Below are 13,919 nucleotides of genomic sequence, written 5' to 3'. Positions count from 1 at the left end.
GGTCCAGGGCGAGCGTGATGACGGTCGCGGCCCGGGAGGCGACCTCGCCGGCCGCGACGGCGGCTCCGAGCTCCGGGTGCACGGGCGGGATGGGCCGGCCGGCGAGTCCCTGCCGGGGCAGCAGCGTGTCGGCCAGGCAGAGCCGGCGCTTGGCCTCGGCGGCGCTGATCCGCAGCCGCGCCCGCAAAAAATCTGTGGCGTTCCGGTAACCGTCATCCGCCGCAGCAGACATCCCAATTTGCCCGGCAAAGTCACCCCGGGGGCCAGTTCCGGCCCCGGCATGCGTCCCGCCGACAGGTGCGCCGTGAGCCCCGGCGTCGGACAGGGCATCAGCTCCCCCGCCGGCCCCTGCATCCGTCCCGCCGTCGGATTCCTGTTTCCAGCCCGTCAGCCAGCCCGCCTGGGCCGCTTCCTCACCCCAGCCGTGTGCGGCCGGCGCGGTGAACGCGGCTTGTTTGCGCGTCCGCTCTACCGCCGCCGCGGCAACGAGCTGGAAGTATTCGACCGTGCGGGACAGGTCCTCGACGTGGCCGGCAAAGTCCGCGGCCTCCCGCAAGCCAAACCAGGCGGCGTCGACATCCGCAGCCGGGCTCGTAGCCCGCAGCGCCGCCAGCGCCGAGTCCACCGCCGCACCCGCGGCGCCCAGAGCGCCGCCGGCTGCGTCAGCCGCCCCGGGAACGGCGGCCAGGCGGGGATGCCGGGAGGACACAGCCGGGCCGGCCCACGGGGCCCGGTCCGGGATGAACTCTCCAATGGCTTCCATAACTAAACTCTGCCAGAGGGGTACGACAGACATAGCGGAAGCCATTCCTGCTGGCGCGCGACCTCATATTGGGTGACTCCCGGCAGCGCACTTCAGAGCACCTGGAGCCCATAGGGCACGTCCGAGCACGTAACACTGCGTACGACCCCCGCCCTCCTACGGACCGGTGCGTGGCAAGCTGTAGGGATGGACAGCACAGCCGCTCCCCAAGTCGGGGAATCACCGTTCGCACCACTGCTGCCGGGCGATCCGCGCCGCCCGTTGGGCCCACGCGATCCTGGCGATGCCTGGGTCGATGGCGACCGGGGGCGGTTCTGGGGTCGGTTCGGTTCCGCCGGGCTCCTGGTCCACGACCCCGCCAAGGGGGTCCTGCTCCAGCACCGCGCCTTGTGGAGCCATCAGGGCGGCACCTGGGGGCTCCCCGGCGGCGCCCTGCACCAAGGGGAGGAAGCCATCCACGGCGCGCTGCGGGAAGCACACGAGGAAGCGGCCGTGCCTCCGGGGAATCTCCAGGTCCTGTTTACGTCGGTGTTCGACGTCGGCTACTGGTCTTACACCACCGTGGTGGCCGTTGCCCTGCAGCCGTTCGAGGCCGCGATCAGTGATGCGGAAAGTATCGAACTGCAGTGGGTGGGGATTGACGGCGTCGGCGGCAAGGAACTGCACCCGGGCTTCGCCGCGGCCTGGCCGGGGCTGCGCAGCAGGCTCACTGGGGCCCGGCGCATCGCCGGCCGCCTGTAACCATCCGGAGTCAGTGGTCCCGGGGCGCGGGCCGTCGGCGGTACAGCCAGATGAGTCCCAGGATCGGCAGCAGGAGCGGGATGAATCCGTAGCCGCGGCCAAACAGGGACCATACTGTCTCGTGCGGGAAGTTCACCGAGTCGAACACGCTGAGTGCTCCCACCACCAGGACGCCCACAAGCTCCACCAGGACTGCCGCCACCGAGACCTTGAACGCGGTGCGCCCCGGCTTCGCCAGAGACACGGTGGCCACGACGTAGACGGCGGCGGCGAACGCGGACAGCAGGTACGCCAGCGGCGCCTCGGAAAACTTGGTGAGAATCTGGTAGCCGGCCCGGGCCGTCGCCGAAATCGCGAAGATGGCATAGACAGCAATCAGCAGCCGTCCCGGCCCGGTGTTGCGGGTATCGGTCGTCGCCGGCGCAGTGTCGGCGGATCCAGCGTCCGCCGGCCCAGTGGTCCGGGACGCCGGCGCCGCCGGGTTTCCGGTGCCGTCGTGCGGGGAGTTTGCGCTCACGTTTTCTGCCTCTTCCATCTCAATACCAGATCTGGTTCATGCGCGCCGCCATCACCAGGGCGGTGACGCCGACGGCGGCCAGGACAAAGTTGCTCCAGCGGGTCCGCTCCAGGATGGACCAGTAGACGGCCCCAATCGGGAGGATCAGCGCCGTCGCCAGATAGCCCCAGAACTCCCAAGCCTCCCCCGCGATCCGCTCGCCGCTGGCCACCCGGACAATCGAACCCCCCAGATAGACCAGGAGGGCAAGTTCGACGGCGGCCACCGACAGTATCGTCGTGTCGTTGGGCGCCTTCTTCAGGAGGCCCGCGACGACGCAGATGATGCTGGAGAGCAGGCCAACCACCAGAATGATGTAGAAATACGCGTCCACTACTGGCCGGCCAGCTTTTCTGTGGGCTGCTTATCTGTTGCCTGCTTATCTGTGGCCGGCTTGCCGTTGCCGGGCTTTTCATTGCCGGGCTTTTCGTTATCCGGCGCGAAGACGAGCACTGGTTTGGCGTAGCTTCCCGCATCGGCCAGGAGGGCCACGAGCGAACCGTCCGGCGCGAACGCCGCTGCCGGTTTGTCCGCGGTCGCTGCCTCCGGTGTGCCTGCCGCTGCTCCGGCTCCGATCCTGCGGCCGAAGGAAATCTCGGTGGTTTCCGCCTCGCTGAGTTCACGGTTCGGCATCAGCGCCCGGGCGGCGTCCGAGATTTCCAGTACGTCGAGCGTCTCGGCCAATTGTTCGAGCGTATGTGCCTGATCAAGGGTGTATGGACCCACTTGAGTCCTCCGCAGTGCAGTCAGGTGGCCGCCGACGCCGAGAGCATCGCCGAGGTCGCGGGCCAGGGCACGGATGTAGGTACCGGAGGAGCACTCCACGGTGACGTCCACGTCGAGGGACTCGCCGTCGTGGACGGGACGGGTCTCGTGGATCTCAAAGCGGTGGATCGTCACCGGCCGGGCTGCGAGCTTGACCTCTTCACCGGACCGGACCCGTGCGTAGGCGCGTTCGCCGTTGACCTTGATGGCGCTGACGCTGCTGGGAACCTGCTCGATTTCCCCGGTCAGTGCCGCGACGCCGGCGCGGACGGCGTCTAAGGTGACCCCGGCGGCGCTGCGGGTGGCGGTGACCTCGCCTTCGGCGTCGTCCGTCACGGTGGATTCACCGAGCCTGATGGTGGCGGTGTAGGTCTTGGACGTGCCCACGATGTAGGTCAGCAGCCGGGTGGCCTTGTTGATGCCCACCACCAGAACGCCGGTGGCCATCGGATCCAGTGTCCCGGCGTGGCCGACCTTTCGGGTACCGGCAATCCGCCGCATCCGTCCAACCACATCGTGGCTGGTCCAACCTTGCGGCTTGTCTACTATCACCAGTCCAGAAAGCACGCCTCCCAGTATATGCGGGCCAGCCCTGCCCCGACGCCCACCGTCCCGCCGCCACCGCGGACGCCGGGCGTTAGGATGGCAGACATGCCCGAGCTTGCCGCACATGTCCGCGACGTCCCGATCAACCAGATCCGCGAGATCACCGAAGCCGCCTGGCGAACGCCCGGTGCGATCGTGCTGAGTATCGGGGAGCCGGGCTTCGCAGTCCCCCGCCATGTCCTCGAGGCCGGCATGGCGTGCCTGGACCGGGACGAGACAAACTACACACCGAACGCCGGGATCCCCGCGCTGCGGGAGGCCTTCGCCGCCCGCTTCCGTGAACACAATGCGACGCCGGTCGGCGCGGAGCGCGTGTACGTGGTCGACGGCGCCCAGCAGGGCCTGCATTTCGCCATGAGCCTGTTGCTCTCCCCCGGGGATGAGATCCTCATCCCCAATCCCGGCTACCCCACCTTCGCGATGACGAGCAGCCTGCTGCACGCCGTTCCGGTCCGCTACCCGCTGTACCCGGAGCACGATTTCCAGCCACGGATCGAGGACATCGAGGGGCTCATCACGCCCCGAACCAAGGTGCTGATCCTGAATTCCCCGTCCAACCCGCTCGGCGCTGTCCTGGGCGAGGACCTGACCCGCCGGCTCGTGGAGCTGGCGAGGCGGCACGATCTGTGGGTCATCTCCGACGAATGCTACGAGGCGTTCACCTACGATGTCCCGCACGTCAGCCCGGCCCGCTTCGACAGTGACGTCCCGGGCGAAGCACGCGTTTTCACCTCGCTCACGCTCTCCAAAACCTACGGGCTGACGGGACTGCGGATCGGTGCGCTGATCTGCCCGCCGGGGCTGGAACAGAAGATGAACAACGTGATGGAGTCGATCGTGTCGTGCGTGGCCTCGCCGTCGCAGTACGCCGCGCTGGCAGCGCTGACCGGTCCGCAGGACTACGTCAGCCACGCCCATGCCCACTACCGGGCCAACCGCGACGCGGCCTCGGCGGTGCTGCGCGCCCACGGCATCCCCTACCTCGCGGCCCAAGGCGCGTTCTATTTGTGGGCGGACGTCTCGCATGCCAGTGGCGGGGATGTCCGGTCATGGACGCGCCGCTTCCTGGCGGACTCCGGGGTGGCCTTCGCCCCCGGCACGGCGTTCGGCTCGATCGGCGAGGGCTGGATCCGGATCGCGCTCTGCGGCAGCCAGGCCGATCTGGTGGAGGGCCTCGGGCGCATCCCTGCACGCGAGCCGGCAGCGGGGACCGACAGGTCCACCGGCCCTATCGCCGGGCCGGCCGGCGCCCTAGCCTGAGCTCACGGCGCTTCCAGGCTGGCCCACTGTCCTGGCGTCGGACCTGGCCCGACAGGGCGCCGTGGATTTCCAGCCGAGGGAGTACATCGTGTGGTGGCAAGACCTGCTGTGGGGTTTCTGGAATGGGCTGACGGCATGGATCGTCCTGATCGCCCATGTATTCGGGTTCTGGAGTGAATTCCCGTTCTATAACTCCGCCCGCGCGGGGAACTGGTACGACTTCGGCTACCTCCTGGGCATGGGATCTCCCGTGCTGGGCGGCGGGCTGGGAGCCCGAGGACGCTCAAGACGCCGCTAGGCGGACAGTGCGGCGTCGAGCCAGCTGCGAAGGGCGGCCGACGGCGGCGCACCGGCCTGGCGCGCTGCCACCGCGCCGTTCTTGATGACGAGCAGCGTCGGGATGGCCTGGATATCGAATCTCCGGGACAATCCCGGGGAGCTGTCGACGTCGACCTTCACCAGCTTGAACTTTCCAGCCCGCTCCACGGCCAGCTTGTCCAGCACCGGGCTGACCATTCGGCACGGCCCACACCACGCCGCCCAGAAATCGACGAGAACCGGAACGGTGGATTGCTCCGCGACAACCGGGAAGTCGGCGTCGGACGCCGGCACGATCCAGGCAAGGTCCCGGCCGCAGTTGCCGCAGCGCGGGTGCCCGGCAGCGGCCGCGGGAATCCGGTTGGTCTTCCCGCAGTGCGGGCATTTGGTCAGGCTGGACTCCACGGCACTCCGCCACCTTTGCGCATAACTGCGGTCCTTGATGCTTCTATATTCGTCAACCGTGGCCCGGCCGTCCACCTCCACGCCGCTCCCGGACAGACTCGAGGCGGTTTTCACCCGGATCCCGGGTCACCGGCAACGGCAGCTGGATCTTTCCGAACGGATACGACAGCAGGGGCCGGATCCGTTACCGGTTCCGGCCCCTGCTGTTGAAGGCATTCCTACTTGTTGCGGTCCTCATCGATTGCGTCGTTGTCGATGAGGTCCAGGTCCTCTTCGTCAAAGTCGTCCTCGTCGAGCTCCACGTCCTGCGGAGTGTCACTCTTGTAAGGATCGGCGTCGCCGGCGTGCTTGGCACTTTCGGCAAGCGCGGCCACCTCGGCGTCGCGCTTCTTCGCCGCCCGGAGCAGCTCCTCAAGGTTCGAGGCGTTGACGGGGATCTGGTCAGCCACGAACTCGAGCGTTGGAGTCAGCCGCACGGTGATGTTCCGCCCGACTTCCTGCCGCAGCACGCCCTTGGCCTTCTCCAGCCCCTTGGCGGCATCGGCCTGGGCCACTTCGTCACCGAACACGGTGTAGTAAACAGTTGCGTGCTGCAGGTCGTTGGTCACCCGCGAGTCGGTCACGGTGACGCCTTCCAGGCGGGGATCCTTCACCCTCCGGCCCAGCGCCTCAGCAACGACAACCTTGATCCGCTGCGCCAACTTGGCAGCCCGTGCGGGATCAGCCATTTCCACTCCTAAAAATTTGGATGTACGACGGCGCTGTAACGGCTGCCGTACACCAGTTGGGTTTTCATGCCACGCGCCTAAGGCGAGTCTACGACGGACTCCCGTTGGATTCTTCCGGCGGCCCTTTGGAGCCGTGGAGGGGGCCCGGGAGTGGCATCGGGCCTGCCGGAGCTGGGTGGCCGACGTCGTAAGACGTCGGCCACCCAGCGTAGGGGCGGGGCCCCTCTACGGCGGAAAAGTGCAGGGCCGCCGGAAAATCCAACGGCCCCGCACCTGTACTGCTAAACCAACCTAGACGCGCGGCTTCTCGCGCATCTCGAAGGTCTCGATGATGTCACCTTCGGTGATGTCGTTGAACGAGCCAAGACCGATACCACACTCGAAGTCCGTGCGGACCTCGGTTGCGTCGTCCTTGAAGCGCTTGAGCGTCTCAACGGTGAGGTTGTCACCGATGATCTTGCCGTCGCGGCTGATGCGGGCCTTGGCGTTGCGCCGGATAACACCGGAGCGGACGATCGAGCCTGCAATGTTGCCGAACTTGGAGGAACGGAACACTTCGCGGACCTCGGCGGTGCCAAGCTGGACCTCTTCGTACTCCGGCTTGAGCATGCCCTTGAGGGCTGCCTCGATGTCATCGATTGCTGCGTAGATGACGGAGTAGAAGCGCATGTCCACGCCTTCGCGGTCTGCCAGTTCGGCAACACGCTCGGCGGGCTTGACGTTGAAGCCGATGATGACGGCGCTGTCGACCGTTGCCAGGTTGACGTCGTTCTGCGTGATCGCACCGACACCGCGGTGGATGACGCGGAGCTGGACACCCTCGCCGACGTCGATCTTGAGCAGCGCGTCTTCGAGGGCTTCCACGGCACCGGACACGTCACCCTTGAGGATGAGGTTGAGGGTGTCGATCTTGCCATCGGCGACGGCCTGGTCGAAGTCTTCCAGGCTGATGCGCTTGCGGCGCTTGGCCAGGGCGGCGTTGCGGTCGGCAGCTTCACGCTTCTCGGCGATCTGGCGGGCGGTACGCTCGTCAGCGGTCACGAAGAAGGTGTCACCGGCGCGCGGGACGTTGGACAGACCCAGCACCTGCACGGGGCGGGACGGGCCGGCCTCGGTCAGGGCGCTGCCGTCGTCGTCGAACATCGCACGGACGCGGCCGTGGGCCGTGCCTGCCACGATGGTGTCGCCGACGTGCAGGGTACCGGACTGAACCAGGACGGTGGCCACGGAACCGCGGCCCTTGTCCAGGTTGGCTTCAATCGCGATACCGCGGGCGTCCTTGTTCGGGTTGGCGCGCATGTCCAGGGCAGCGTCTGCGGTGAGCAGAACGGCGCCGAGGAGCTCGTCGATGTTCAGGTTCTGGCGGGCGGAGACCTCCACGAACATGGTGTCGCCACCGTATTCTTCCGGAACCAGGCCGTACTCGGTCAGCTGGCCGCGGACCTTGTCCGGGTTGGCGCCTTCCTTGTCGATCTTGTTCACGGCCACGACGATCGGCACGTTGGCCGCCTGGGCGTGGTTGAGGGCTTCAACGGTCTGCGGCATGACGCCGTCGTCCGCTGCGACCACCAGGATGGCGATGTCGGTGACCTTCGCACCACGGGCACGCATGGCGGTGAACGCCTCGTGGCCCGGAGTATCGATGAAGGTGATCTTGCGATCGATGCCTTCGTGGGCGTGGGTGACCTGGTAGGCACCGATGTGCTGCGTGATACCGCCGTGCTCGCCCGCCATAACGTCGGACTTGCGGATGGCATCGAGCAGTCGGGTCTTACCGTGGTCAACGTGACCCATGACGGTGACAACCGGAGGACGTGCCTCGAGGTCTTCATCGCCTTCGGCTTCCAGTTCGGCGTCGAAGTCGATGTCGAAGGTGGAGAGCAGCTCGCGCTCCTCGTCCTCCGGGGACACAACCTGGAGCTTGTAGCCAAGCTCCTCGCCGAGCAGGGCGAAGGTCTCTTCATCCAGCGACTGCGTGGCCGTGGCCATTTCGCCGAGGTGGAAGAGGACCGTCACCAGTGCTGCCGGGTTTGCCTCGATCTTGTCGGCAAAGTCCGTGATGGACGAGCCACGGCGAAGCCGGACTACGGTGTTGCCGTCGCCGCGGGGTACGCTCACGCCACCCAGCGACGGAGCACTCATCTGCTCCAGTTCCTGACGCTTGGCACGCTTCGACTTGCGCTGCTTGCCACGGCCTGCGCCGCCCTTACCGAAGGCGCCCTGGGTGCCGCCGCGACCGCGACCGCCCTTACCAAAGCCACCACCGGCCGGAGCGCCGCCACCGGCACCGGGAGCACCGGTACCCGGAGCGCCACCCGGACGGCCCGGACCACGGCCTCCGCCGCCGGGACGGCCGGCACCAGCGGGTGCGGGACGTTCGGTGCGGTTAGGCATCATGCCGGGAGTCGGGCGGTTGCCGCCGGCTCCTGCCGGACGACCGGCGCCGGGAGCGCCGGCCGGACGCGGGGCGCCGGGGCGGGGGCCGCCTGCGCCTGCTGCCGGACGGGGACCACCCGGACGGGGGCCGCCAGCGCCTGCTGCGGGGCGCGGACCACCGGGGCGTTCACCCTCGGTGCGGCTTCCGCCCGGACGGGGCATTCCCTGGGAAGGAGCGAACGGGTTGTTGCCCGGACGCGAGGGACGTTCGTTGTCGCCGCCGCGGCCGCGGGGCATGCCCTGGGACGTGGCGAACGGGTTGTTGCCGGGACGGGGACCGCCCGGACGCGGTGCAGAACCACCCTGGCGTGCCGGAGCAGCCGGGGTTTCGGCCTTAGGGGCCGGACGCGCGCCGGGCTTGACGCCCGTCGACGGAGCGGCCGGGGCCTGGGCAGCGGGGGCTGCCGGAGCCTGGGCGGCGGGGGCTGCCGGAGCGGCGGGCGCGGCGGCAGGTGCCGCAGCGGCCGGAGCCGGAGCTTCAGCCTTGGGTGCTGCAGCCGCCGGCGCTGCGGGCGCAGCGGGGCCGGGTGCAGGCGCCGGACGGGTCGCTGCCGGGCTGGCAGATGCCTGGGGGGCGGACGCCGGAGCTTCGGACTTCGAAGCTGCGGGGGCGTCGGGGTAAGCGTTGCGCAGTTTCCGCACAACGGGAGCCTCGATTGTTGACGAGGCGGAGCGAACGAATTCGCCCAGTTCCTGCAGTTTGGTTACTGCATCTTTGGAAGTAATACCGAGCTCTTTAGCAAGCTCATGTACGCGGACCTTGGCCACATTTCTCCTGTCTCGGTCCGCACCGAGCCAGGCACGAACCGTCTACTTCTTACTGCGGGCCTCCGCCGCGAATGCAGCTGAAAGGCCCATTGCAGAGCGCAACAAAGTTGTCATCGTTGCGCACTCATCGCTGGGAACTCATCGGGTTTCCATCAGTTTTCTGACCCGCTTTCAGGTTGGACGGTTGTTGCTGCGGCCACCGGGGTGCCCACGGCTTCCGTGCTGGCAGTGATCCGGCGTTCAACATCGGCCGTACCGGCTGCGCCGTTGAGGGCGCGGCCGAACGCTCGACGTTTGACCGCCAGTGCCAGGCACTTTTCGCTGGGGTGCAGCCATGCTCCCCGGCCAGCCATCCGGCGTCGTTCATCCACTACGACGGCGGACGAACCACCGGCGCCGGCGACGAGCCGGAGTAACTCCGACCGCGATCCTTTTTGTCGGCATCCGATACAGGTGCGCTGCGGCTGATTCCCGAGGTGTTGCACATGTGCCACGTTCGAGTATCTTCCTGCCAGTACAGCTGCTTGGTGAATCACCGCGTCCCGGGAATCCGGGAAAAACCCAGACGCGCCAAAGACACACGGATACCGGCCGTTAGGCGCGGTCATGTCTATTCTAGCCCCTCCGGCGCCCGGGTCCCGAACCCAGGCATGCCGGTCAGCTTGGAAATCACGGCTAACCCGTGAGAGCGCACACAGGCCGCGGGCCGCGATGGCGGCCCGCAGCCCGTGTTCGTGCGCGTGTTCGTGCGCTTGCGCGTTTGCGCTATTTGCCGGTGTTGACGGCGGCGTCGGAGACGATGTCGATTCGCCATCCCGTGAGCTTGGCGGCGAGACGGGCGTTCTGGCCCTCTTTGCCGATGGCGAGGGAGAGCTGGTAGTCGGGAACGACCACCCGGGCCGAACGCGTCGCCTCGTCGGTGATTGTGACCGAATTCACGCGCGACGGCGAGAGGGCGCTGGCGATGAAGGTCGCAGGATCGTCGTTGTAGTCAACGATGTCGATCTTCTCGTCGTTCAGTTCAGTCATGACCGCCCGGACACGCGAACCCATTTCACCGATGCAGGCGCCCTTGGCGTTCACGCCGGGGGTGTTTGCCTTCACGGCGATCTTGGTGCGGTGGCCGGCTTCGCGGGCAAGCGCCACGATCTCGACCGAACGGTCCGCGATCTCGGGAACTTCGAGTTCGAAGAGCTTCCGGACGAGCCCGGGGTGGGAGCGCGACAGCGTGATGGACGGGCCCTTGGTGCCGCGGTGGACGTCGATCACGAAAGCGCGCAGCCGGTTGCCGTGGATGTACTTCTCGCCGGGAACCTGCTCGGGCGGCGGCAGCAGTGCCTCCACCGTGCCCAGGTTCACCTGGATCATGTGCGGGTTGTTGCCCTGCTGGATGGTGCCGGCGACAAGCTCACCTTCACGGCCCTTGAACTGGCCCAGCACGTTGTCGTCCTCAGCGTCCCGGAGGCGCTGCAGGATGATCTGCCGTGCGGTGCTCGCCGCGATGCGTCCGAAGCCCGCGGGGGTGTCCTCGAACTCGCCGATCGGGGCGCCGTCGTCGTCGATCTCGGTGGCCCAGATGGTCACGTGGCCGCTCTTGCGGTCGAGCTCGGCCCGGGCCTTTTCGAAGGCGCCGGGGGTCTTGTGATAGGCCACGAGCAGTGCCTGCTCGATTGTTGGAATCAGGAGATCCAGCGGGATTTCACGCTCACGCTCCAGGAGTCTCAGTGCGCTCATGTCAATATCCATCAGGCCTCCTCAGAAGGTCCATTGTTTGCTTTTTCCAAGCCGGCCTCTTCGAGGTGGCTGAACTCTATCTCGACTTTTCCGCTGCGGATCCTGTCGAAAGGAAGCTTGACGGGTTCACCCTGTTTGGGCTTCATGCCCTTCTTGACGGCAATTTCCGGAACGAGGGTGACTCCCCCATCGTCCACGGACTGGACCCTGCCGGTGACGTTGTCGCCTTGGATCACGTTCACGTTGACCATCCGCCCGCGGGCGCGGTGCCAGTGCCGCTCCTCTGTCAGTGGACGGCCGACGCCGGGTGAAGAGACTTCGAGCTCATAGGGGCGCGCGTCCATGCTGGGGTCGTTGTCCAGGGTGTCCGAGAGGGTCTTGGAGATCTCGGCGATGACGTCGAGCCCGACACCCCCGGTCTCCTCCTGCGGCAGGTCCACCACTACGTGGACCACCCGGTTGGCGCCGGCGACATGGATGGATACGTCCTCCAGGTACAGCCGGTTCGCCAGCACTGCGGGTTCCAGGAGTGCGTGAAGGCGCTCGGCCTCGACATTTTGAACGGTTGCGGCTTCAGCCTTTCCCGTTCCGGTCCGGTCTGTTGAAGTCGTGGCTTCTGCGTTGGTCATGATGCCGGCCGCCTCCCGCTAGATGATGTTGTGTGTACTAGCCTAGCGATTTTCCGGGCGGCGTGGTGCACGCAGTTCCGGGCCGGCATGACAACATGGTCTGTTGTGAAAGACGACACCAGGGAAAAGCGATGGCAGGATCACTTTCCCCGGTCGCTCCCCCGCTATGTGCTTTTGGTGTGCCTCGCCCTGGTGGTGGTGAGCCTGGGCGTGGTCCTGACGCCGGCCAGGCCGCCGGAACCTGCGGCGCCGCCCTTTTCTGAGCAGGCGCGCGCCGCCGCACTGGCCGAAACCCGGCAACTGCTGGACGCCGGCAGCCAGCTTGGCACCGCGGCCCGGGCCGGTTCAAAAGACAGCCCGGCCGAGGGCGCGGATGGCCGTCCGGCCGCTGCCGGGAATCCCGCCATCGAGCGGACTGTGACCTTGCTGACACTCCAGGCGCAAGCGCTGCTGGCGCCCGGAGAAAGTCCTGCGGACCCGGCCGGCGCGGCCGCCGCCTCCGGCCGGGCAACGCCCCCGGCAGCGTCCTACGCCGCATCGACTCAGTCCGCTTCCGGAGCGCCCGGCTCCGGGGCGTCCGCCGCACCTCTTCCGGCGACCGCAGCCGGGCTGGTGGCGGCCTTGGCAGACAGCGGCCGCCAGCGCCTTGCGGACGCTGCCAAGGCCGACGGCGGCATGGCACGGCTGTTGGCCGCCGTCGGCACCGCTCAGCTGCTGCAGGCGTCCGCCCTCGCCGCCGGCACCGGAACGGCGGCGCCGGCAGCCGACGTAACCTCGCCGCAGGTGTCCGGGACCTGCCCGTCGCCGTCCGCGACGGCGCCCTCCACAGAGGGTCCGGCCGCAGCGGAACCGTCCACAGCAGCGCAGCCCGAAGGAGAGCCATCCGCGGCCGCGTCCAGCCTCGGCGGCGCCCTGGCGTCGGCTGCGCGGACCGAGGCGCAGACCATCTACGGCTACCAGGTGGCGCTGACCCGGCTCGGTGGCGACGCGGCGAAATCCGCGGCCGAGGAACTGGCCCATCATGACGCGCTCCTTGGCGCCGTGGAATCCCTGAGCCGGCTGCACTGTTCCGCGGTGCCACCACGCGAGGCGGGCTACGCGCTGGCGCCGTCCTTCCTGGCCTCCCCCGCCGCCGGCCTCGGCGACCTGGAAGCCGCCGCCCTGCCGGTCTATGGCGACCTCGTGGCGCTGAGTGAGGGCGGGACCCGGCAGTGGGCCATCGCTGCCCTGTTCGGGTCTGCGAAGCGGGCGGTGCAGTGGGGTGCGGATTCCGGCGCCCTGCCGGGCCTGGACAGGGCCTCGATGCCGACGCGGCCGGCGGGCGAAACGCCGTCGCAGCCCGCGGGCTGAACGCCGGAGCAAGCCTCGGCTTATTTTGGTAAGCCTTGGAATACTGGCATGCCCCGGCGCCGGGTGATTTGCTGTAGGCATGGAAACGACCGGCGCCGCAACCCAGCACGAGAACGAGCCGCACCACAATGACATCGCACACCGCCTCAATTGGCTCCGCGCGGGCGTTCTGGGGGCCAATGACGGCATCGTCTCCGTCGCAGCGATCGTCGTCGGCGTCGCCGGCGCCACCACCGACACCGGAGCAATCCTGCTCGCGGGCGCCGCGGGCGTGGTGGGCGGCGCTATCTCGATGGCGCTCGGGGAATATGTCTCCGTCAGCAGCCAGAAGGACAGCCAGCACGCCTTGATCGAAAAGGAGCGCCGGGAACTGGAGGAACAGCCGGAGGAAGAGCTCGAGGAGCTCGCGGCGATCTACCAGGGCAAGGGCCTCAGCCCCGCGACCGCACGGACGGTGGCCAAGGAACTGACGGCGCACGACGCGCTCGGCGCGCACCTCTCAGCCGAACTCCATATTGACGAGACCGACATCGTGAGCCCCTGGCACGCGGCGTTCGCTTCCGCCATCGCGTTCCTCGCCGGTGCAATCCTGCCCATGCTGGCCATCCTGCTGCCGCCGGAAAGCATCAGGATTCCGCTGACCTTCGTGGCCGTGCTCGTGGCGTTGGCCGCCACCGGCGCCGTGGGCGCGTGGATTGGCGGCGGCTCAAAGCTCAAAGCAGCGATCCGCGTGGTGATTGGCGGCGCCGTGGCGCTGGTGGCAACCTTCGCGATCGGCAACGCACTCGGCGCGAGCGGCATCGTCTAAAGGCCCCCCGGTCCCAGAGGAATCATCCGAGGCCCGCCAACGCGGCGGCGGC

15 protein-coding genes are annotated in these 13,919 nt (G+C 67.8%); 5 read left to right on the top strand and 10 right to left on the bottom strand.

Features of this window, described 5'->3' with window-relative positions; translation table 11 throughout:
- Positions 1-763: DUF222 domain-containing protein (locus tag AC1DDH_RS15010; RefSeq protein WP_476955727.1), on the bottom strand; the 763-nt coding region annotated here is incomplete at its 3' end.
- Between the two features lie 186 nt (positions 764-949).
- On the opposite strand from AC1DDH_RS15010, the gene AC1DDH_RS15005 reads away from it, so the two are divergent.
- Entirely contained in the window at positions 950-1,504 is a 555-nt protein-coding gene (locus AC1DDH_RS15005) for an NUDIX domain-containing protein (protein ID WP_476856443.1), read from the top strand.
- A gap of 10 nt (positions 1,505-1,514) precedes the next feature.
- Here AC1DDH_RS15005 and AC1DDH_RS15000 read toward each other — a convergent pair whose 3' ends face one another.
- From AC1DDH_RS15000 to truB, 3 genes are read right to left on the bottom strand one after another with little or no spacing between them, the layout of a single operon-like run.
- Positions 1,515-2,039 carry a hypothetical protein gene (locus AC1DDH_RS15000; protein ID WP_476849432.1) on the bottom strand — a complete coding sequence of 175 codons (525 nt, stop codon included), beginning with the start codon at positions 2,037-2,039 and terminating at the stop codon, positions 1,515-1,517.
- Position 2,040: 1 nt separating this feature from the next.
- On the bottom strand, positions 2,041-2,394 hold the full coding sequence (locus tag AC1DDH_RS14995) for a hypothetical protein (RefSeq protein ID WP_230012044.1): 354 nt from the start codon (positions 2,392-2,394) through the stop codon (positions 2,041-2,043).
- A complete protein-coding gene (gene truB / locus AC1DDH_RS14990; RefSeq protein ID WP_476955726.1) occupies positions 2,394-3,392 on the bottom strand; it encodes a tRNA pseudouridine(55) synthase TruB in 999 nt (332 codons plus the stop codon). The genes AC1DDH_RS14995 and truB overlap by 1 nt, the downstream gene beginning before the upstream one ends.
- An 84-nt stretch (positions 3,393-3,476) precedes the next feature.
- On the opposite strand from truB, the gene AC1DDH_RS14985 reads away from it, so the two are divergent.
- Positions 3,477-4,691, top strand: a complete 1,215-nt coding sequence (locus AC1DDH_RS14985) for a pyridoxal phosphate-dependent aminotransferase (RefSeq protein ID WP_476955725.1) — start codon at positions 3,477-3,479, stop codon at positions 4,689-4,691.
- Positions 4,692-4,779: 88 nt separating this feature from the next.
- Positions 4,780-4,989, top strand: a complete 210-nt coding sequence (locus AC1DDH_RS14980; RefSeq protein ID WP_028278246.1) for a hypothetical protein — start codon at positions 4,780-4,782, stop codon at positions 4,987-4,989.
- Here the strand turns inward: AC1DDH_RS14980 and trxA are convergent.
- From trxA to AC1DDH_RS14950, 6 genes are all read right to left on the bottom strand, one after another.
- Positions 4,986-5,414 (bottom strand): thioredoxin, encoded by a 429-nt coding sequence (gene trxA, locus AC1DDH_RS14975; RefSeq protein ID WP_476859210.1) that lies wholly within the window; start codon positions 5,412-5,414, stop codon positions 4,986-4,988. The two genes, AC1DDH_RS14980 and trxA, sit on opposite strands and share 4 nt — an antisense overlap.
- A 218-nt stretch (positions 5,415-5,632) precedes the next feature.
- On the bottom strand, positions 5,633-6,142 hold the full coding sequence (gene rbfA / locus AC1DDH_RS14970; protein ID WP_018774499.1) for a 30S ribosome-binding factor RbfA: 510 nt from the start codon (positions 6,140-6,142) through the stop codon (positions 5,633-5,635).
- Positions 6,143-6,433: 291 nt separating this feature from the next.
- The gene (gene infB / locus AC1DDH_RS14965) at positions 6,434-9,346 is read right to left on the bottom strand and encodes a translation initiation factor IF-2 (protein WP_223914021.1); all 2,913 of its coding nucleotides are present in this window, start codon (positions 9,344-9,346) and stop codon (positions 6,434-6,436) included.
- A 152-nt stretch (positions 9,347-9,498) separates the two neighbouring features.
- Positions 9,499-9,954 carry a YlxR family protein gene (locus AC1DDH_RS14960; RefSeq protein ID WP_476955724.1) on the bottom strand — a complete coding sequence of 152 codons (456 nt, stop codon included), beginning with the start codon at positions 9,952-9,954 and terminating at the stop codon, positions 9,499-9,501.
- A gap of 157 nt (positions 9,955-10,111) precedes the next feature.
- The gene (gene nusA / locus AC1DDH_RS14955) at positions 10,112-11,092 is read right to left on the bottom strand and encodes a transcription termination factor NusA (RefSeq protein ID WP_018774503.1); all 981 of its coding nucleotides are present in this window, start codon (positions 11,090-11,092) and stop codon (positions 10,112-10,114) included.
- Complete coding sequence (locus AC1DDH_RS14950; protein WP_028277119.1) at positions 11,092-11,709, bottom strand: ribosome maturation factor RimP; 618 nt, start codon at positions 11,707-11,709, stop codon at positions 11,092-11,094. The genes nusA and AC1DDH_RS14950 overlap by 1 nt, the downstream gene beginning before the upstream one ends.
- 105 nt (positions 11,710-11,814) lie before the next feature.
- On the opposite strand from AC1DDH_RS14950, the gene AC1DDH_RS14945 reads away from it, so the two are divergent.
- Together AC1DDH_RS14945 and AC1DDH_RS14940 are read left to right on the top strand one after the other, a co-directional pair.
- A complete protein-coding gene (locus AC1DDH_RS14945; RefSeq protein WP_476955723.1) occupies positions 11,815-13,059 on the top strand; it encodes a DUF4439 domain-containing protein in 1,245 nt (414 codons plus the stop codon).
- 79 nt (positions 13,060-13,138) lie between these two features.
- Positions 13,139-13,867: a VIT1/CCC1 transporter family protein gene (locus AC1DDH_RS14940; protein WP_223914023.1), complete on the top strand. Its 729-nt coding sequence runs from the start codon at positions 13,139-13,141 to the stop codon at positions 13,865-13,867.
- Positions 13,868-13,919 lie beyond the last annotated feature (52 nt).

Source organism: Arthrobacter sp. 10T425, from assembly GCF_056393985.1.
The sequence above is the reverse complement of the archived record's forward strand: the minus strand, read 5'-3'. Positions and strand labels throughout refer to the sequence as shown.